This window comes from Tardiphaga sp. OK246 (assembly GCF_900188215.1).
GTDB lineage: Bacteria > Pseudomonadota > Alphaproteobacteria > Rhizobiales > Xanthobacteraceae > Tardiphaga > Tardiphaga robiniae.
Genome location: NZ_FZOX01000001.1, coordinates 62,058 through 83,154, shown reverse-complemented (window position 1 = coordinate 83,154; position 21,097 = coordinate 62,058). Strand labels below are relative to the sequence as shown.

General features: G+C 59.0%; 13 protein-coding genes and 3 pseudogenes. 7 read left to right on the top strand and 9 right to left on the bottom strand.

The features are described 5' to 3' along the window. Positions 1-1,049: 1,049 nt before the first annotated feature. Positions 1,050-1,268 carry a hypothetical protein gene (locus CHC01_RS00385; protein WP_089261491.1) on the bottom strand — a complete coding sequence of 73 codons (219 nt, stop codon included), beginning with the start codon at positions 1,266-1,268 and terminating at the stop codon, positions 1,050-1,052. Positions 1,269-2,296: 1,028 nt separating this feature from the next. On the opposite strand from CHC01_RS00385, the pseudogene CHC01_RS00380 reads away from it, so the two are divergent. After that, positions 2,297-2,635: pseudogene (locus CHC01_RS00380) on the top strand (ParB/Srx family N-terminal domain-containing protein); the annotation flags it as partial. Between the two features lie 496 nt (positions 2,636-3,131). On the opposite strand, the gene CHC01_RS00375 reads toward CHC01_RS00380, so the two are convergent. Further along, positions 3,132-4,163 (bottom strand): IS110 family RNA-guided transposase, encoded by a 1,032-nt coding sequence (locus CHC01_RS00375; protein WP_089263567.1) that lies wholly within the window; start codon positions 4,161-4,163, stop codon positions 3,132-3,134. Here CHC01_RS00375 and CHC01_RS00370 point away from each other — a divergent pair. The 4 genes and pseudogenes from CHC01_RS00370 to CHC01_RS00355 form a co-directional block, all read left to right on the top strand. Beyond that, the gene (locus CHC01_RS00370; protein ID WP_244558174.1) at positions 4,155-5,084 is read left to right on the top strand and encodes a lytic transglycosylase domain-containing protein; all 930 of its coding nucleotides are present in this window, start codon (positions 4,155-4,157) and stop codon (positions 5,082-5,084) included. The two genes, CHC01_RS00375 and CHC01_RS00370, sit on opposite strands and share 9 nt — an antisense overlap. A gap of 249 nt (positions 5,085-5,333) precedes the next feature. Beyond that, positions 5,334-6,353, top strand: a pseudogene (locus CHC01_RS00365) (DUF3363 domain-containing protein); the annotation flags it as partial. Between the two features lie 112 nt (positions 6,354-6,465). After that, positions 6,466-6,639 carry a response regulator transcription factor gene (locus CHC01_RS00360; RefSeq protein ID WP_176454458.1) on the top strand — a complete coding sequence of 58 codons (174 nt, stop codon included), beginning with the start codon at positions 6,466-6,468 and terminating at the stop codon, positions 6,637-6,639. An 863-nt stretch (positions 6,640-7,502) separates the two neighbouring features. After that, a pseudogene (locus tag CHC01_RS00355) lies at positions 7,503-7,781 on the top strand (P-type conjugative transfer ATPase TrbB); the annotation flags it as partial. 161 nt (positions 7,782-7,942) lie between these two features. Here the strand turns inward: CHC01_RS00355 and CHC01_RS00350 are convergent. The 4 genes from CHC01_RS00350 to CHC01_RS32825 form a co-directional block, all read right to left on the bottom strand. Continuing rightward, a complete protein-coding gene (locus CHC01_RS00350) occupies positions 7,943-8,161 on the bottom strand; it encodes a hypothetical protein (RefSeq protein WP_089261487.1) in 219 nt (72 codons plus the stop codon). 44 nt (positions 8,162-8,205) lie between these two features. Continuing rightward, positions 8,206-8,523: a hypothetical protein gene (locus CHC01_RS32835; protein WP_089261485.1), complete on the bottom strand. Its 318-nt coding sequence runs from the start codon at positions 8,521-8,523 to the stop codon at positions 8,206-8,208. An 81-nt stretch (positions 8,524-8,604) separates the two neighbouring features. Continuing rightward, a complete protein-coding gene (locus CHC01_RS32830; protein WP_089261483.1) occupies positions 8,605-8,844 on the bottom strand; it encodes a hypothetical protein in 240 nt (79 codons plus the stop codon). A gap of 81 nt (positions 8,845-8,925) precedes the next feature. Beyond that, positions 8,926-9,144, bottom strand: coding sequence for a hypothetical protein (locus CHC01_RS32825; protein WP_089261481.1), 219 nt, complete (start codon positions 9,142-9,144; stop codon positions 8,926-8,928). 90 nt (positions 9,145-9,234) lie between these two features. Here CHC01_RS32825 and CHC01_RS00330 point away from each other — a divergent pair, with 90 nt between their 5' ends. After that, complete coding sequence (locus CHC01_RS00330; RefSeq protein ID WP_089261479.1) at positions 9,235-9,999, top strand: DUF6362 family protein; 765 nt, start codon at positions 9,235-9,237, stop codon at positions 9,997-9,999. A 503-nt stretch (positions 10,000-10,502) separates the two neighbouring features. On the opposite strand, the gene CHC01_RS31755 is transcribed toward CHC01_RS00330, so the two are convergent. The 3 genes from CHC01_RS31755 to CHC01_RS00310 form a co-directional block, all read right to left on the bottom strand. Beyond that, the gene (locus CHC01_RS31755) at positions 10,503-10,724 is read right to left on the bottom strand and encodes a hypothetical protein (RefSeq protein ID WP_141137012.1); all 222 of its coding nucleotides are present in this window, start codon (positions 10,722-10,724) and stop codon (positions 10,503-10,505) included. Between the two features lie 568 nt (positions 10,725-11,292). Next, positions 11,293-11,943: a response regulator gene (locus CHC01_RS00315; RefSeq protein ID WP_349636603.1), complete on the bottom strand. Its 651-nt coding sequence runs from the start codon at positions 11,941-11,943 to the stop codon at positions 11,293-11,295. A gap of 165 nt (positions 11,944-12,108) precedes the next feature. Next, positions 12,109-13,518, bottom strand: coding sequence for a sensor histidine kinase (locus tag CHC01_RS00310; protein ID WP_089261471.1), 1,410 nt, complete (start codon positions 13,516-13,518; stop codon positions 12,109-12,111). A gap of 546 nt (positions 13,519-14,064) precedes the next feature. Between CHC01_RS00310 and CHC01_RS00305 the strand changes: the two genes are divergently transcribed. Next, positions 14,065-21,036, top strand: a complete 6,972-nt coding sequence (locus CHC01_RS00305; RefSeq protein WP_089261469.1) for a peroxidase family protein — start codon at positions 14,065-14,067, stop codon at positions 21,034-21,036. The last annotated feature ends 61 nt before the right edge of the window (positions 21,037-21,097 follow it).

Here is a 21,097-nt window from a genome sequence, read left to right as displayed (position 1 = left end):
CGTATAGTCAGCTTAATCGCCGCACAGGCGGCAGCTGCGTAAGGTTGGCCACCAGTTTCGGTGACGCAGGCAATGGCGATCCTTTGCTCCGGATTTAGGTTGGCTCCCAATATTTTTGTGCCGGCGCAGGTTGCAAACCCTGTCGCGCTTCCGCCTGACTCGGCTGCGCATGCTACCGCTCCTCTCTGCTCGGGATTGAGACGCGATCCGATTAGCTGCGATCCCGCACATGTTGCAAACTCACTCGAGCTGTCCGAGTCCGCCGCACAAGTGAGGACCGCTCGTTGCTCATTTGATAAACGAGAGACGCCGTAAGCGCTCATGCAACTGACGAAGGCATTCGATCGTCCTTCCGCGTCGTAAGCGCATTTCAGTAAGGCGCGCTGATCCTGACTGACGTGCCTGCCAAGTAACTTTGGACCGGCACATTCCGCGAGGCCTTGCGCGGTCGTTCCCGAACTCTCGGCGCAATCAACAAGGACGCGTTGATCCGGATTTAGGACGACTTTTCCGCCACTGCATTGAAGGAATGCATCAATCCGAGTGCTGGATTGCCGGGCACAATCGACGGCTAAGCTGGCTGAGGAGGATCTTTCGAACCTCTCCGCACTTTGAAACCGAGGCTGGACTGCTTGTTGGCGCCCGTAAGGATTGATGGGTAGTTCTTCAGGGGGCGGTGGCGGAAAAACGATGGTTGGGTAAGGCAACACCGGCGGCGCGGGAAGTGCGTCCGGCGCTTGGACAGGGCCGGGATACGGCATTATGCGCGGAGCTGGGATCATCTGCGATGGGCAGGGTCCAAAGAGCCTGTTCGGATACTGCAGTACCCATCGCTGGCCGTTGAAAAAGCACTGTCCCTGGGCATGCGCGTCAGTAACGCTGAGATAGAACGAGATTACTGCCAAGATCGCCGCAAACTTGATCATGCCGCCGCTCCCTTTGCCGATCTCCAAACTGCACAGATAGTGTCAACCCCTATGCTCGCTGCCGCCGGCAAGGTTATCAAGATCAATTCTCAAAGTGTGCCCTCGCTAATGCGAGATACTGCGCTATGGGCTCGCTTCGGCGAGACGCTGGTTGCGTAACTCAACATTCCGCCGCGCGCGGGCGACGACGTCATCTTTGCGGCGGATCAATTCCAGCTCGTTTTCGAGCCGCTCCAGAATTGGCGCGTAGACCGCGCCGTCCTCCACGATGCAGAACGACACGGTGTCGATGGCCTTGAGCAGCCATTCCTCCGTGAACTCGCCCGGCGCCGTGCGTGTCATCTAAGGCGGCTTTCGTCCTTGGCGCGCATGCCTCCGCTCCGAACCATGATCGGTCCAATGCACATTGAACGTAGGTTTTGCAGCCACAAAGAGCCTTGGAGCTCAGATATGGCTGCTTGGTGCTATGGCGTACAAATAGGATGAAGGATCGCTCTATTTCGCGATATCGGAATGAGCGGCGGTATGCGCGGTAGTAGCGTTTGGAGCAGAGGGGGCATTGCAAAGACGCAGGCCTGTCGGTGAAGCGCAGTCTGCGCTCCTAAGGAAGGCGCATGGCGTTTGTCCTTGCTTCACAATGTCTGGAGCCGCGCACACCGGCCGAAGGCTTTAGCGACAGTACGGCCAGGATGTGAGCGTTGGCAGATCTTCTGGCAGTCATCACGCTGTCACGCACGGCTCGTCATGCGATGTGAGGAGCGACGCCCTCAACGCGGGTGCGCAGTATCTTGATGCGAACAAGCTTGCCGTAAAGGTACAACTCCAGAAAGCAGGCGTACGATTTGTACAGCTACTCGATACGTCCTTGCAGAATTAGCTGCCGAATCGAAAACAAAAGACGGTTCGCGACCGGCTCTGCCGGTCGTGCTCTCGTGAAACGAGCCGCAAGGCGTCTCGGCCTTCGGCTTCGATCCCTTCGCGCGATAACGTGTCGCTCGCCGGAGGCACTCGATCCCGGGTCCCGCCAAGCGGCGGCGCTATGCTGACCCTCCTGCGGGTGCCTTTTTAACCGGTCTCGCGACTGTCGACTGGCCTTCGCTTCGCTGCGGCACAGACGCCCTTTTCTGTTTGGGCGCTAAGGGCTCCGCCCTCGCGCGGGCAAGGGTGAAATCCGGAACGGCCGGGGCGGTCTCCCCGACCTTCCGCGCGAGCGTCAAGACCGGACAGCTGCCACCGTCGGCATCCGCTTGTGCAGGCCGGGTGATTCCCCTCCACCCCGGCCGCCCTTGCCCTTGCTACCCCGGTCTCGCCGACGGGCAGGGGTGCAGCGCAGCGCTGCGCTTGCACCCAACCCCGAAAGGAGAACGACCATGACTGCCAAGAATATTGAAATCGTCACGGCGAGCGGGACTGAAATTTTCATTCCGCTCAACAAGCTCAAGAAGTCCCCGAACAACGCCCGCAAGACGCCGCACAGCGAGGCGTCGATTGAGGCCTATGCGGCTAGCATCGCCGCGAAAGGCATCCTGCAAAACCTTGTTGTCGAACCGGAACTAGACGGTGATGGTACGGCTACCGGCTTTTACTTCGTCACCATCGGCGAAGGCCGCAGGCTGGCGCAGCTTCTGCGCGTCAAGCGCAAGGAGATCAAGAAGACCGAACCGATCCGCTGTGTCATCGACACCGCGAACGACGCGTTCGAAATCTCTTTCTCGATCTGCCATTCCTCTGTTCGACCGGGTGCTGCACCATTCCTCCGTTCTCTAATCGCGGTCTATCATGCAAGCCCCTTCTTCCTCTTTTTCAGCAATAGCCAACACGGCAGTTCTTACCGTCGAAGTCATGGCGGCCCCACTTTCGTGTGCGGCAGCGAGGTCAAGCCCGAAGCCGCCAGAGGCGGTGGCGCGCAGCGCCAGGCTTGAGGTCGCAGACGCACGCGAACACACTTGCCGCCTGCCTTCGACTACGTCGTCGTTTCAACTTGTCACTGACACAGTTGTCAGTCGCTGCCGGGTCCACCGTTCTCTTCGCAGTCCGATCGATAATGCGGCTGCACGTTTGCGTCAGGAGGTCGGCGCCGCTATGTCCCGAACGCGGTCTGCATTAATGCAGCCGCAGGAGGAATGGCGCGGTCGCCGGCGCTCGTCCCGGCAGGGACCTCTTACCGCGGTCAGTGACAGCGGATCTCGTTCTTTAGCGCATGGTTTAGGCAATCATCGGTCGGACGCTCCACTGAAAGGATGTTCCATCGCGCCAGATGTGATGCAGGATGACCGCCAGCTTTCGTGCGACAGCAACGATCGCTCGCTTACTTCCTATCCGTTCACTCAGCGCCTTTCCCCATTCCTTAAGAGGAGATGGCCGGGAGCAGCGACGGAGCACAACGCATGCCGCCTCGTAGAGCAGCGTCCTCATGCTCTGATCGCCTGCCCGAGAGATGCGTCCAGTTCGGTCAGACTCTCCGGATTGGAAGCGTTTTGGTGTCAAGCCCAGATAAGCAGCGACGGTTCGCGAACGTCGAAAGCGCAGGGGATCTTCGATCGTGCAGATGTAGGACAGCGCAACAATGACGCCGACGCCCGGGGTGCTCATGAGTCGCTTTGCGACCGGATCCGCGTAAGCACGACGGTAGAGAGCGCTGTCGAAGACCGTTATCTGCTCTTGCAAAGAGGTAAGTGCGATCAGCATCGGCTCAACGATCGTAAGCAGAATTGGGTTATCCTGGATGGCCGCCCGAACCAATTGAACGTACCGGCGTTGACTGCCGATCTTGAGCACCACTCCAAAGGTCTTGAGCAACCCGCGGCAAGTATTTTTGATCTTCAAAGCCGTGCTAACGAGCTGCGCTCGCGCGGTGATCATGGCACGGACGGCGTGCGTCTGCATACTCTTTACCAGCACTTGCCGATACCAACCGACGCGCACGATTTGGGCAATGCCGTGCGCGTCGTTCGCGTCTGTTTTGTTGATCTGCAGCGACAGCGCCGCTTTAGCGTGACGCGCATCAATACAAACCACCGGCAGTCCGCAGCTCTTGAGTTCATGGAACAACCAGACCGAAAGCATCCCCGTCTCGAGGCCAATGCGAGCCGCGTTTGGCGCATGCTTACTGACAAGCTTCTCAATGTCGTCCGGTGTAGAGGCGCACTTACCGCGCCAGATCGGACGGCCGGATTCGTCGACTGCGCAAGCTTTGGTTTCCTCAAGAGAAACATCAAGACCAACATATTGGGCAATCGGCTGCATTTTGCTGCTCCTGTCATCGGGAATCAGAGCGCAAAGACTAGCAACGACGGCGCTCCGCGATTACCCCATGTCCCGACCAAAATTCGCAACGCCGCCGCGCGCAGCTACGGTCCAGGGCGGCCGCAAGGCCGGCGCGAAGCAGCTTTACCCTGGACGGGCGCGAGCACGGTGGCATGCTTGAGTTGTTTGGGGACGGCAGCTTGTACTGTCGTGATCGTGTTTTCGTTTGCGATCGTGCTGGTGAATGCCGCACAAGCTGATACCGCATCAACCGTACATCCCGCGAGCGCACGGCGCGCCGGGTCGTTTGCAAATCTCATCGAAGAGGCCTCACGCCGCTTCGCCATACCGGCGCACTGGATACGCGCCGTGATGACCGTCGAAAGTGCCGGTGACGTGCGCGCCCGATCGCCAAAAGGCGCGATGGGGTTGATGCAGATCATGCCCGAGACCTGGGCAGACCTGCGCATGCGTTACCGCCTCGGCAGCGATCCTTATGATTCGCGCGATAACATTCTGGCCGGTGCTGCGTACCTGCACGAGCTGCATGACCGCTATGGCTCGCCCGGTTTCCTCGCGGCCTATAATGCGGGACCAGGTCGCTACGAACAATATCTCGCGGGCCGCACGTTGCCGGCCGAGACCCGCGCTTATGTGGCAACGCTTGCTCCATCGTTCGGTGGCGCCGAACTCACCAGTCCGCTCTCAGTCGCAACAGTTCACGCGAAGTTATGGATCGAGGCGCCGCTGTTCATCGGGCGACCCGAACGCGCAACTGCTGCCGATCGGGTGTTGGCTGAGCGGCGATTGGACCGCGCTCCGGCTAGCAATCCGATGCGTAAGATTCCTGCGCTCGTGCCGCAAGCGCGCAGCCTGTTTGTTATTCGATCCAGCGCGGGAGACCTGCAATGACGGGACGTGCAGTCCGGCGTGCGATAGCGTGCTCTGGGATAGGATCGTGGGGAAGGCGAGGCAGCAGGGACACACGACAGCGGGACGGCGAGATAAAAGCGGCTCGCCGCTCGAACCACAAGCCATTGGAATGGCTTGGGTTCGGGCGTGCCGGTCGGTCGGGGCGCGTGCCGCGCCTGATGCTTTCGCCAATGAATTCAATTGTGTTTTCGGCACTGCCCACGACTTCATATCCGCGGAGAACTTGTTGTGAGCGTGGGCGACAGCGAGTTTCGCGTTCGGCCCGGGCGCATTCGCAATACGCGCGCGCCAAAGCCGAAGAGCTTCATCAATCAGGTGCTGCGTGCGGCGAAGAAGGCCGGTCCCACCTCCAGTCTTGCGTCTGCGGGGAAGCGCTTTTCAAGCTACGGGCGCTCGACCTTCGGGCGCGGCCGGATCAGTTTTAGCCGCAGCCGCCTGTTCAACCCCGCGCGGCGCGTGGTGGTGAAGGCGCGCGTCGTTCGTCACGAGGGACGATCCTTCCGATCCGCGCCGCTAACCGCGCATCTCTCGTACCTCAAGCGCGACGGTGTCACCCGTAACAATGAGAAGGCGGTGATGTTCGATGCGGGTAGCGACCACGCCGACGAAGGGAACTTTGCGGGGCGCTGCAAGGACGACCGGCATCATTTCCGCTTCATCGTCTCGCCCGAGGACGCCGCCGAGATGACCGATCTCAAAGCTTTCACGCGCGACCTCGCGAGACAAATGGAAGTCGATCTCGGCACACGGCTCGACTGGGTCGCCGTCGATCACTGGAACACGGATAACCCGCATGTTCATCTGCTGGTGCGGGGTGTCGATCAGACCGGCGCCGACCTCGTAATCTCCAGAGATTACATCAGCCGGGGCCTGCGCTCGCGCGCGGAGGAGTTGGTCTCGATCGAGCTCGGTCCGAAGCCCGAGCGTGAGATCCGCAACGCCCTGGAAAAGGAGATCGCGGCCGAGCGCTGGACGCGGCTCGACGTCGAGATCCGCATGGCCGCCGATGAAACCTGCACCATCGACCTGCGCCCTGAAAGTCCCGGCACGGCCGACCCCGAAATCCGCCGCCTGATGATTGGACGGCTCCAGCATCTGGAGAAGATGGGCCTTGCCGCGCCGGCTGGCCCTGGCGAATGGATGGTCGGGCTGGAGGCCGAGCGCAGTCTTCGCGACCTCGGCATGCGCGGCGACGTCATCAAGACCATGCACCGCGCGTTCACGGTTCCTGATATCGGCAATCGAGGCACTCGCCATCCGCAAACCGTTCTTCACCGGTCGCATCACCGAACGCATGCTCGGGTCCTACCTGACACAAACGGGAGGACAGGAGCCACAACTCCTTTCGCCGCGAGAGCGTATGGTCGTCCAGCTGATCGCGGAGGGAAACAGCAATAAGGAGATCGGCGGCATATTAAACGTCAGCGTTAAAACCGTTGAATCCCAGCGTTCGGCGGCCATGAAGAAGATTGACGTGACTTCGACGGCGAGCCTGGTGAGATACGCACTTCGCAACAAGATCATCGAGCCGTGAAATTGCAGCGAATAGGCCTGTTCGATGTTCGGTCATGGTGGCATGCGGCGCGGTTCCCCAAGGTTCAGGACGAGCCGTCGCGAGTGGTCTAAGGGCCGCCTGATCGGCTTTGTTCGCCCGCTGTGGCGGGGCGTCAGGACCTTAGACGCGCTTCAAAAGTAGTTGGCCGGCGACGCCATTTTCGCCATGGGGAGGGGACCCGAAGTATTCGGGTCCACATTGGTGTGTAGCGGACTAGCCGGGGCGAATGACACTAGGGCCTGATGCCGTGGCTCTTAGCGCAATCGACATAGACGCCGGTGCGTTGCGTCATGACGGTGGCGGTGCCCAGTCCGTTGTCCGGATAAGCGGCCTGTGCCTTCGCCACGCATTTCTCGCGGATGGTGTAGGTGCTGTCCGCACTAACTTTCTTTGCCTTCGCTGCCTGGGCCTGGCCGGGAGAAGCCGTTACAGCAAAAATCGCGATGACGGCGGCACAGACGGCAGCGGCATGGCCGCCGCCCGCATGGTAGGTACCATGTTGACCTCCAGTTCTTTCGTTATCAACGACGCGATCGTGTCCGCAGCCACGCTTGCGGTCTATCAGGGAAATCCCTGAACTTTATGAGGAAGCGCCTGAAAGAAGGCGGCGGGCCTGAAATGGAATTGCGTGCGTTTATGGCGCCCGCGGCGCGGATGAGCGTGGGACCGCTTTATTGTCTCGATCGCGGATTCGTCGGTGCCACTCATCTCGCCGAGTCTTTCTTTTTCTACGCCAATGTACGATCGTCTTGGGTGCATTGTTGCGCCAAGCCAATTCCTGCCTTTTCTAATCATCCCTATCTGAGGACGCTCTTCACGCGGCCTCATTGGTCGGGGCGGCAGTGGCAATTCATTCGGCTCAAGCAGAGGCGATCTCGCGCGGCGCGCGGATGCTCCGTAGCGCGCTCGGCCCCGCAATTGCCCGGTACCTAGAGGACGCCTCGATCGTCGAGGTGATGCTCAACCCCGATGGCCAATTGTGGATCGACCGGCTGTCGGGCGGCTTGACCAACACGGGAGAGTACCTCTCGGCCGCTGACGGAGAGCGCATCGTTCGGCTGGTGGCGCACCACGTCGGTGTGGAGGTGCATGCAGGCGCGCCGCGCGTTTCCCCTGAACTGCTCCGACACCACCGGCTCCTGATCCAATCGGCACCGCAGCCAATATGGGGATGGGAAGGCCGAAATGAAGACGCAAGCAGGTTATCAGCTTGACTGGGCAGGTCAAAGAATCCGGCCTCTCCGGAGGATTTCCCCGCATGACGCGCGCCATGAGCAAGAGCTCAGTCCTTCAGGATATAGCGTTCCGAGAGCAGGATGCTCGCCGCGATCACGTCATTCCTGAAGTCGGGGTGGTCGTCGTGGCGAGCCGACATGGCGCGCCAAGTGCCGTTCAGCGCGAAGATCTTGATGAATTCGGATCTTCGATCTCCCGGAGGCATACCAAGCCATTCCGAGACGAGAAGCTGCAGCTCACGAGCTGTCTTTGGCTGTTTTGCCATCGCTTACGTCACATCTTCCAGTTTCCCCGCCTTGCACGCGAGGTCTATCGATCATGAACGTTAAGCCAAAACTCGATTGTCCGCATAGCCCTCTGCCACTCGCTAGAGCCATGGGCCGCGCTTCTCCCATGCTGATGCCCGGCAAGTTCGCGGATCGCGGCCAGAGCTGCTCGTTCGGCTTCAGCCATGGGATCCGAAGTGTTGGTAGTCGGTTGCTCGGTCGCCAGACCTTCCAGCAGTCCCCGCGCTTCCTGATCGGTGCTGATCGCGGCCACTTTCAAGATCGATCTGCAGTAACGGGCTTTGATGAGGCTTTGCTCGTCGCTCGTTGGAGCGAGCTGGCGGTTAAAAACGTTGTTCAAAATGCGCCCCTCGTCGATGGGGTCATAAAACAGGCCAAGGGCGGTTTAGTTCCGAGGGAAAAACGCGCAATCAGTCCAACGTCAGTCGTCAGACAGCTTATACTTCTGCCGAAGCTCCAGTGTCAGCGCTCCGACAGTACGGGCGCACTTGAAGTGGATCAGGCTATCCTCTGTGCTTGTCACTGCGCTCCATCCAGGACCTTCGGAGGTCTTTACCTCGCGGATCTCAACGGAAATGCCCCGCGGACATTCAGGGTGTTCGTCCATGCGCTCGCGAAAAAGCTGCGCCAGTTCGGCTTTGGAAATCGGCTTCTTTGCCATCGGTCCCTGCCTTCTGGCAGTGACCCTAGCAGCAAACGACCGAAGCCGGCGGTATTAGCAGCGCCCGACGTGAACTCAGTCTTATTTCAGGCTGTAGCGATCCCGCAGCTGCGTTTCTATGCCCGCCACCATACTCGCAAGCTTCGGAAATTGCCGACGCTGACTGGCATTCGTCAGCGCGCTCCAATCCCAGCGGCCGCTTGGGATGATCGCTATGCGGGCGTGGCGGAGGTTCGACCCTGCGAGCTTCTCGTGAAACATCCAGATGAGCTCATCGGCGGTGAGATGTTCTTTGATCATGAAGAGCAGCCTACAGCTTCAGCGCTGGTTCGATCAACTACCGCGAGGCTCCGCTATGAGTGAACAGTCCGCTGTCAGGTTCTGAAGGCTGTGATCAAACGCGCGATCGTCGTGCTCGACGCGCTCGGCGACTCTGAGATGAGGTTCCAGAACCAGGGGCAGGTCTGGAACAGGGCAATCAACGATGCTGCGCTGGCCTATGGCTACGCGGAAGTGACCGTTCGGTTCATCCCGACGGCGCGAGAGATCGCGCAAGCTGAGATCGTCGCGGACTGGCTGCTGTGGCTGGGCAACAACGATGGGGGCGTGCACCGGCTTGTCTCGTGGGCCCATGACGAGCCGAACTGGCGAATGGCCGAACGTGAGCTATGCAGCGTGCGGACCATCCACCGCCGCATTGATCGCTCGGTGGCGGGGATCTTGAAAGAGTTCGGCGGGATAGATGCCGAGATCCAAGAGATCGAGGACAAGCCGGAGAGGGCGCAGCCGCCGAATTTCATGACGCAGCGATCAGTGATCGCGGACACGGCGCCGATCAGCCAGCACGGAAAGGTGTGGATACAGTTTCGCGCGCCCGGCTCGATACATCGCCGGCCGACTGATCTGCGCCATCAACGTCGGAGCGGCACTCGCGAGCGCTGCATCAACGGCACAGGGATTGCGCTGGCGCGTTCCTACGACCGCTGGGGCGTCCGTGGGGCTGCTTATCTCATTCCACTGCGGCATTTCGATCTGCAAACCGTGCTGTGGTTCAACCTTGAACTGGCGCTGTTGCTGTCACTCGGCGGCCAGTTGCTGCAGGGCGTTGCGCTCCGCGTGCTCAATGTGGCTCTTGTGGTTGCATTGACGTCCTAGGGCTCGATTTTCTTCGGGCTCGCGGCCTTGCTCGCCATTCTCGGTGAGCGGCTGACAGTGCAGGACATCATTGCCGGTGCGTTTCTGGTGACAGCTCTTGGCCTTTCGTTGGTCCCCCAAGCGCTGGTTCTCGAAAATAGGTGACGTCGTTTCTACCGCGAGCGGGCCAGATAACCTGCCCGGGTGATCATCTTGTTCGAAATTCCATTGATGACCATCGAAGCAAGAGAGAAGTTGGCGGCGTCGGAATGTCTGTTTCTGGTGCAACGCGTGCGTCGTGAATTAGATTGACGTTTGCGTCCGGTAAGCGCGTTGTGCGACAATGTCCAAAGTACCGCGTCTTCTAGATGTCCAAGTCTGCGCTCACGGAGTCGAGTGGGAATGGCAACTACTAGACCAAGCAGAAATCATTATGAGCGGGCTCAAACCCACCCGCCCAGAAGCGCAAAAAAAAGGCGACAGCGCATTGTTCGAAGTGTTGTCGGCCGGCCATGCGCAGCCCTTCAAAAAGGATCGAAGATGAAATTGGTGATCGTAGCTGCCGCTACGCTGGCTTTTTGCTCAGTCGCACAAGCGGCATCTGAGTGCAGCGCCATTAAGGACGGAAAGGCTCGTTTGGCTTGCTTCGATAAAGAGTATCCGGCGAATACGAAATCGATGCCCGCCGTTACCGACAAAGCAAATCCATTCGCCAAAGAGGACGCTTTAACGACCGCAAAGCTCAACGGGATATGTCGCGGGTGCTAGTAGTGGCCTTCGCCCCTATACCGCGCCCACTCTGTCCAGCGCATCACGGCAGCACCTTCGGTTCGACCTTTAAGGCTGTGAGATGTGCCGACGTAGCTGCCACTGGCAATCCAAACACTTTTTGATTTCTGATCGGTGACGACTTCACACGGCACGCCCCAGACCAATACTGAAAAAGAAGCCACCTAAACCTCGTTTAAAGAATCGACCATGTCACGCGGGCGACTGCACGCACAACGTCGCCTGAGCGGAATATGATCGCCCGGCGACGTTGGTCTGATTACTGGGCCCACAAAATCCCCAGCTTCCATAGGTGTGAAAGATCGCGCAGAAGGTTCAGCACATTTGGCCAGTCACCAAATAGGTGAGGTGGATTGACGCGGTTCGTCACCGGCTTCGACCGATCAGGCGCAAAACAGGCTGACATCGACGCCAAGGAGCGTGAGGCCGCCGGCAAGCTTCAGGAGCTGATCTTGAGCCGCGCCACCATGTCAAAGAAATCACTATTGGCGACAAGCGGCACGTGCACTGATCGCGCCTTGCGCACTAGTGCATCGCTGCCGCGCCTCGCTCATCCAGCTTTTGGGCTGCAATGACAACTTCTAGGCGATTTCGAACATGAAGCTTCTGCATCAGCAGTGTCATGTAGTGTTTCACCGTCTTCTCGCTAATGCGGATTGTCAGCGCGATTTCCTTGTTCGTTTTTCCATGAAGGAGGAGTCGAACGATTTGCTGCTCGCGAATGCTCAGTTTCACAGCTTCGGCAGCCCGACGGCGTAATGACGTATCTCGCAACGCTGCGATGACACGGCTGGCAAAATGTTGTGTGATGTAGGTTTCGCCGGAATGCGCAGATGTGATGGCATCGATGAGCTCGCGTGAGCTACTGCCTTTCAACACATAGCCGGTGGCGCCGGAGTCGAGCGCGCGTATTGCTGAATCGACACCCGTCGCGGCGGTGAACGCTATAACCTTTGTCGAAGGCGACGCGCAAATAGCTGCCGACATTGCAGTATAAATATCGCCTGGCATATTCAGGTCGACGACGATGACCTGCGGCGTGTTTCGTGTGCAAATGTCGACCACGTCATTCGCACACACGCCTGTAGCAACGACGTCAAATCTACCGGACCGCAGAAGGAGCGACGATATCGCCTCAATCATGAGTGGATGATCATCCACCAAAGCGACGGACATTAAACTCATCACAAGCCTCGCAAAACGCTGAGGAATTTCAAATCAAGTAAGACTAATATGTACAAATACGCATGCAGTTTGCATGACCAATGAGATAAACTGCGCACGCTTTAGAGGTGTTGTAAATGTGGAACTTAACTTAGCGTTAAGCTCAGCTTTTATTGATTAAAGGTTGCTATTTAAGGTTGTGGACGTCGACGTTCTTGATATGGGAAGCGTTACGGTCACTGACATACGGTCATCTTGCGGTTCGACGAAGAAGCTGCCGCCAAGCGCCATCACTCTCCTACGAAGGCCCAACAGCCCGAGACGCGCGCCTCTGCCAGACGAAAGTTTCGTGCTGAATTCATTGATCCCGCTGTTGCGTACAATGATCGTCACAGACGATGCATCCTCCACTACTGTCACATGTTGGTCCTGGCCGTCTCCATGCGCATATGCGTTATTCAGGCATTCCTGAACCACACGAAACACGCATACTTGAACGGATTGTTCTGGACGAAAAGATAATGGGTCGATCTCGCATGTCACCTTGGTCGCCGTGTTTCGTTCATGGCGCCAAACCGCGAGCTTAATTGTCTCGGCGCAGGTGAGCCCATCAAGCTCGGGCAACACGAGGCCGGTTGAGATGTCGCGTAGTTCTTTGAGGATACTGGAAGTTAGGTCTGTAACGTTCGGCAACAATTCACGTGTAGCGTTCGGATTTGTGTCGGCAAGTTCACTCAATTTAAGTGCCAAAACGCTGGCGAGTTGAATAGGACCATCGTGAAGATCTTGTCCGATTTCTCCTAATAGGCGTTCGTTGGAGTGCATGGCGGCGAGTTTAACGGCCTCGGAACCGCGGCGGAGCTGATCATTCTGCGTTGCAAGTGCTTGAGCCTCGTCAAATCGGTTTTGAAGCGAGAGGCGCTGACCGGAAACAATGGCATTGGCGCGCCATACCGTCACAAACAGTATGATCATCATGGGTGCGGTAACGGCGCCGACAATGCTGGCTGTGGTTACCCTCATCGTCCGCAGTTCAGCGGTAAAGCGCGCTCCACTATTGTATACTTCTCCGACAGCAATGATGTCGCGAGTTCCCGCCCCATAGATTGGTGCGTAGATCTCGATCAGCGGTCGTTCGAATTGCTGTTCTGTCTGATGTTCCGCATCGTCCGTATCCGCAAATCCACCAAAGGCGTTACCGGCAAACGCCGCATCCCGTTCGATAGATGGAAACTTCTGCCCGATGAGCCGCTTGTCGGTTGCATAAGCCAACGTACCATCTCGTAACCAGATCTTTAGCGCCTTGGTGCGCTCACCCATGGTTGTCTTAAGCAGATTGTCCAGCGTTAGTGCCGTGTTTGAAGTTAGCGTCGAGGACGTTGCCAGCTCCTGGAGGGAGGGGCCAAGGAATACGTCGACCAGAATCGCGCCTTCCTCTGCTGCCGTTCCCATCATGCTCGTCTCAAGCTGGCGCGAGATGAAATACGCGAGCAAAGTCATGGAAATGACGATCGTCAGCGTGGCGGCAATGAAGAATTGTCGAAAGAGGTTTGATTTGTGACCGATATCGAGTCGGTGCCAGATCATTTCGGGGTTCCGCTTTAATTAATCGAATCACTGAAATCGCATTTAACTGTTTGATAGTCGGAATAAGAAAATCGACGGGTAGTGGCGGATAAAGTCGGATTCGTCAAAGTCTTCTAAAAGCGATCACTAAGCGAACGCATCAGGATTGGGGCCGTCGCATCTTATCCTTCCGTTGGACCGCGAGCTATTCCACCTAAAGCTAACTCGGCGACGGTTGGCCCGATACAAATCCAAATACGGATCATTGGATGACGGATGCACTGATCCAGAACGCGTTCCTGGACACAATGATCATTGAATGTTGTCTCGCAACCGACACAAAGGTCGTCAGACCAAGGTCCGACCGTGATTGGTCTTCAGTCCGGGTCCCGCTCGGACCTTATCCCCTGAGCAAGCGAATAGGCCGGCCCTAGCGTGAGATCTGATGCCAGAGGGGCCAGCCATGACCACCAGCTTGTTGTGACCTCCGTTCAAACATCGAAAACTGTCGGGCGGAATAGTCGCAGACGGGCTTAAGGGTAAAACGACTTACATAGGGAGAGCATTATGGCCAATTATATCAAGAGCGATCTGGAATTCATTCTAGAGCAGATCAAGATCGCCGAAAAGCACGCCGCCTATGTTGCCAACCCGAATGATCCGAACGCTGCCCCGCTCTACGGTGTAGGCGATGCCGGTCAGATTGGCTCGGTTCCCGCCTATACGCTGAGCCTTGGGCTTCGCACCGTCGACGGCTCATACAACAACCTGTTGCCGGGCCAGGAACATTGGGGCGCGGCCGATTTGCCATTCCCCGAATTGCTCGATCCGGTGTTTCGGCCGGCCCAAAACGTCCCGCCCGGCTTTGGCCCCCCAGTGCCGACCAATTATAATCCCTCCAACAATCCTGGCTCGATGGTCTTCGACTCCAGCCTGCGCACGATCTCCAACTTGATCGTCGACCAGACCCTGGGCAATCCGGCGGCCATCATCAAGGGTTTGCAGGTTGGCGGCCTCGTGGCCGCGGACCTCATCAACGTGGCCCTCGTGCAGGCCATTTACGCGGTTTACAAGCCGGTCTCCAATGCGGAATACCAGTCGCGGGTTGTTATGGATAATGCCAAAGCAGCGGCAAACGCCCTCAGCGATGGCAATCCGGCCACGCCTCCGACTCCCGCCGAGCAGAATGCAATAGATGTGCTGGCAGCGGCGACTGCCGCGCACGATGTCGCTGTTGCCAATCTCGAAGCCGCGAGCATCGTTCGCGATGCGGCGCTCGAGCCGTTCGGCATCGCCATGGATGGCGATAACGTCATGGTCACCAACGTTGCACCTGACGCGGGCCTGTCGGCCCCGTTCAATTCTTGGTTCACCCTGTTCGGCCAGTTCTTCGATCACGGCCTTGATCTCGTGAACAAGGGCGGCAGTGGCACCGTGTTCGTTCCACTGCAGCCGGATGACCCGCTTTATGTGGCGGGCAGCCCGACCAATTTCATGGTGCTGACACGCGCTACGGTTGGCCCCGGTGCCGATGGCATCATGGGAACGGCCGACGACACTCGCCCGGTCAACACCACAACGCCCTTCGTTGACCAAAATCAGACCTATACCTCGCACGCTTCGCATCAGGTTTTTCTGCGGCAGTACGCGATGGGCGTCGATGGCAAGCCACACGCTACTGGTAATCTCATTGAAGGCGGCGGCGCCGAGCCGGGCGGCATGGCCACTTGGGGCGAGGTGAAGGAACAGGCCAAGATGCTTGGCATCCTCCTAACCGACCAGGATGTTGGCGCTGTGCCACTCCTCCGCACCGACGCCTACGGCAACTTCATCCCCAATACCGCCGGTTTCGCCCAGATAATCACCGGCGTCGGCGCCGATGGCGTTCCCAATACTGCCGATGACATCGTCATCTCCGGCACCTTTGCCGCCCCGGTCGGCCTCGCCAGCGCAATCCGCATCAATGCGGCATTCCTGGCAGATATTGCCCATGACGCGGTCCCAAATGGAATTGCGGACGGCGACATCGAAATCGGCCTGCTGAACCCCGGCAACAATCCGGCGGTCTATGACAACGAACTGCTCGATGCGCACTTCATCGCCGGCGACGGCCGCGTCAACGAGAATATCGGGCTGACTGCCGTGCATCACATTTTCCATTCCGAGCACAACCGTCTGGTTGAGCACACCAAGGAAATCGTGCTCGCCAGCAAAGACATGGCCTTTATCAACGAGTGGCTGGACATCGATCTGACGCAAGCGCAGGTCAACGCCATCCCGACGAACCCGGCCGCCCTTGCAGCCTATGCCGATACCTTGACCTGGGACGGCGAGCGCTTGTTCCAGGCAGCCAAGTTCGGCACCGAAATGCAATATCAGCATACGGTGTTCGAGGATTTTGCCCGCAAGATCCAACCCAATATCGACTTCTTCGTGGTTCCTGATGGGTATCACGCGGACATCAACCCGGCCATCGTGGCTGAGTTCGCCCATGTGGTTTACCGCTTCGGCCACTCCATGCTGACTGAGCAGATCGACCGGCTGGATGCCTCGTTCACCAATGATCAGATCAGCCTGATCGAAGGCTTTCTCAACCCGATCGAGTTCGACACGGGCCACACCGTCGCCGACAACATCGCCGCTGGCGATATCATCCGCGGAATGACGCGCCAGGTTGGCAATGAAATCGACGAGTTCGTCACCAGTGCACTGCGCAACAATCTCTTGGGGCTGCCGCTCGATCTGGCCACCATCAATCTCGCGCGCGGCCGGGATGCAGGCGTTCCTTCGCTAAATGCGGCTCGCCGCGAGTTCTTCGAGGCAAGTTCGCACGCCCCAGAACTCAAGCCCTACGATAGCTGGGTGGAGTTTGCCGGCAATCTCAAGAATGAAGCCTCGGTCATTAACTTCATGGCCGCCTATGGCCTGCACAGCTCGATTACTGGCGAGGCAACGATTGAAGGTAAGCGCGCCGCGGCGATGGCCATCATCTTTGGCACGCCACAGTCTATCCTCGATAACCCGGCGACTGCGGTGAACGAAGCCCGCACGATCGGCGTGCCGTCTGACGCGGAGGATTTCTTGAACGGCACCGGCGCGTGGGCCAGCTTGCCCAACGGCGTCACGATCACCGGCCTCGACAACATCGACCTGTGGATTGGTGGTCTTGCCGAAAAGATCCTGCCGTTTGGCGGCATGCTTGGCTCGACTTTCAACTTTGTGTTTGAAGTACAGCTCGAGCAACTGCAGGATGGCGACCGGTTCTATTATCTGCAGCGCCTGGATGGCATGCATTTCCTGTCGGAAATGGAAAACAACACCTTCGCCAAAATTATCAGCCTCAACGCCGACGCGGGCCATTTGCCCTCCGACGTCTTCTCGACGCCCGGCCTTATTCTGGAAATCGACCGGACCAAACAATGGAATCCCGGCCTCGGTGAAACTGCCGGCCTGAACGGCATCTTGCTGGATGATCCGAACACCGCGATCGACGAATCCGCCGACAACCTCGGTAACGATCCGACCGGCGGCAGCATCCTGACGCCGCTGGTGATCCGCAACAATCCCGCCACCCCAGGTGCCGATACCAACTACCTGAAATATACCGGCATTGAACACGTTCTGCTCGGTGGCACCAATGGCAACGACATCCTGATCGGCAGCGAAGGCGACGATACGCTCTATGCTGACGGCGGCAATGATCGGCTCGAAGGCGGCGCCGGAAACGACTCCTACTTCGGCGGCGACGGCGACGACATCATCACCGATCTGTTCGGCGACGACATCATCCGGTCCGGCGCAGGGCACGATGCGATCAATGCTGGCGCCGGCGTCGATTTAATCGTCGGCGACGCGGGACAGGACTTCATCGTTCTGGGTGCCGATATGCTTGACGAGGCTTTTGGCGGGGTCGGCAACGACTTCGTGCTAGGCAGCAAGACCACCGAGCAGACACTTGGTGGCGAAGGCGACGACTGGATCGAAGTCGGCGCCTGGACCGGTGCGGTCGGCGATAACTTCGACGATCAGTTCCAGGCCGACGCGGTCAAGGGTCACGACGTGTTCCATGGCGATGGCGGCTTCGACGAGTTCATCGGCGAAGGCGGCGACGATATCTGGTTCGGCAGCCTCGGCCGCGGCAAGTTCGACGGCATGTCCGGCTACGACTGGACGACCTACGGCGACATGAACTTCGCCGTGGATGTCGATCTCGCCCGGCAGATACTTCCCGGCGTCCCGGTCCTTCCAGCCAATGTGGCACTGGATACATTCACCCAGGTGGAAGGTGCTTCGGGCTCGACCAAGGATGACGTGATCCGCGGTACCGACGTCACCGCCGCGGATGTGCCGACCGAAGGCTTCCGCGGCAGTGCCCTGGATGCCGAGGGCATAGCCCTTATCCAGGGTCTGCAGCAGCTGCTAGTTGGCACCGGGGCAGCCTCGTTCGATGCCCAGGGCAGCTTTGTCGGGGGCAACATCCTCCTCGGCGGTGCCGGCAGCGACCTCATCGAAGGCCGTGGCGGCGACGACATCCTCGATGGCGACAAGTGGCTGAGGGTCCGCATCGCGGTCATGTCCAGCTTCGACGCCAATGGTCCGACCGGCAACACAGTCCTGAGCTACCATGACTCGATGACGACGCTGGTTTCTTCGGTTCTATCCGGCACGGTCAATCCCGGCCAGCTCAAGATCGTCCGCGACATCGTGTCGGCCACTGGAATTGGCGATACCGACACCGCGGTCTTCTCCGATATCCGGGCGAACTACACGATCACGGGTAATGCGGATGGCAGTATCCGGGTGGAGCATCTGGTTCCGGATGGGGCAGGTGGGTTCACACCCGGCGGTCTGGATGGCATCGATATCCTGCGCAACATGGAGCGCCTGCGCTTCTCCGATGTGGAAATCGACGTGCCGCGTCCGCCCACCGACATCCAGTGGAACGGTGTCACGCCGGGCAACACAGCGCTCCCCGGGAACGGCACGATTGCAACCCTGAGCGCAGTCGATCCCAATGGTGCAGGTACCTTCACCTACGCCCTGCTGGCCGGGAGCAGCGCGGGCTTTACGGTGAGCAACGGCGGCACGGTGGCGCGCACCGGCGGCACAATGGGCACGAACGCCACTTACACGCTCAATGTCCGTGTGACGGACGACACCGGGTTGACCCGTGTCGAGACCTTCACGATCAGAACCGGATCGAACGCCAACGATACGATCGCCATAACGCTTACGAACGATCACATCATCTATGGCGGCGCTGCTGGCAACGACACCCTGAGCGGCAATATCGGCAACGATACGATATTCGGCCAAACCGGCAACGACACCCTGAACGGCAACGGTGGCAATGACACCCTGCTCGGCCAGGACGGCACCGACACGCTGAACGGCGGCATCGGCAACGACACCCTGACCGGTGGCGACGGCAACGATATCGTCAACGGCGGTGCCGGCAACGATACCATCCGCTACACATTCGGCGACGACACCGACACCGTGGACGGCGGCACTGATATCGACGCGCTGGAAATCACCGGGACTGGCGGTGGTGAGACGCTCGACGTGACCTTCAACGGCACGGCGCTTACCCTATTCGAGGGCGGCACCATTGCCGGCGTTGAATCGGTTACGGCCGACCTGGCCGGTGGCACCGATACCCTGATCTATACGTCAGCGGGTCCCGTCACGGTGGATCTCAACAACGGCGCGGCATCGGGCTTCTCGTTCGTGTCGGGCATCGAAAACGTCACCGGCGGCGCCGGTAACGATACGATCACCGGCGACGGCAATGCCAATACCCTGTTGGGTCTTGGCGGTACCGATACCATCGAAGGCGGTGGGGGCAACGATGCCATCAACGGCGGAGCGGCCAACGATGCGATCCGTGGCGGTTCAGGCGCCGACACGATCACCCAGCTCAGCACCGACGGCCGCGATATCATCGATGGTGGCACGACCGCGATAACCGCCGGCCGGGATACATCCTCGGACACCTACGTGCTCACTGGTGTTGCCGCTGCCGAAGCCTTCCGTATCTATACAAGGGCGGCATGGGGTGCTGTGGCGGGAAATAACCTTTCCTCGCTCGCTGCTGGCACCGAAATCGTGATCACACGCAACGGCACCAACAATGCCTCGGTCATTGCCGAACTCGACAACATCGAGGAAATCCAGATCAACACCACCAACGTCACCGCCAATGACGGCGGCGGCCTGAACGGCGGTGCTTCGAGCGGCGACACGATCACGGTGATCGGCGACTTCAACCTGCCGAACACCAGCCTCAACTTCAGCACCATCACCATCGACGGCAATGTCGGCGACGACACCGTGGATATCACCGCCTTGAGTTCGGCGCATCGCATCGTGTTCCGCTCCAATGGGGGCCACGACACCATCATTGGAACTCTGCGTCCGCAGGATGTGATCGAACTGCCTGCAGGTACGACGGCCGCCGACTACGATGAGACTTTCACCAACGGCGTAACGACCCTAACTAACGGTGCCCACAGCATCAGCTACGTCGCAGCCGGCGCCGGCCCTCACGTGGGTTCCGGCAACCGCGACGACGATTGTGGTGGCGATGACGCAGGCAACGAGGAAGCCGGGAATGCTGTCCCATCGATCGGCGCAGTCCGAACCGGAACGCCGCAGATGGACGTGCTGGTCGGAACGGCGAGCGACGACAACATCATTGCGTTCGACGGTGATGACGTCGTGATCGGCAATGCTGGAGCCGATGCGATTTCGGCGGGCGGCGGCGCCGACTTCGTCAACGGCGGCGACGGCCGCGATGTGATCTTCGCCGGCGACAGCGACGATCAGGTGTTCGGGGGTAATCAGGCCGATATTATCTACGGCGAATCTGGAGCAGACCGTATCCTAGGTGAAGCAGGAAACGATTTGATCAATGGCGGCGCCGGAGCAGACACGGTGTTCGGCGGTGCCGGCGACGACCTGATCGTGGCGGAGCTGGGCGACGGCGACGATGTCTATTTCGGTGACGATAGTGAAGGTGGGACGGGGGTAGATGCCCTCAATATGTCGGCGATCACCGCCAATATCACCGTCAATCTGGGCTCCGGCCCGGCCGCCTTTGCCAATGGAAGCGTATCGAGTTCGCAGACCGGCAACGACACGATCTGGGGCATTGAGAACGTTACGACCGGCTCCGGAAACGACGTCATCATTGCGAGTAATGCCGTCAATGTGATGAACGGCGGTCTAGGTAATGACACGTTCACGTTCACGTCCACGTCGGCAACTAACGGCGACACCATCCTCGGATTCCAGCCGGGCGACCGAATCGACCTCACCGGCATCGATGCCAATATGACTGCAACCGGCGATCAGGCTTTCGAGCTGATCGATGGTGCCGCGTTCAGTGCCGCGGGCCAACTGGCTGTCAGCTTCGTGTCACGAGACGACGGTGACTTCACAATCGTGCAGGGTAACATCGATGGAAACACGGATGCCGATTTCAAGATCGAAATCGCCGGGCATCAGCAGCTGACGGCAGCCAACGTCGGGCTCTAGTCTGCAAGATTGGGAGCGGTGGATCGTTGATCCACTGCTCCCAAACTCGTCCTCTTGAGTT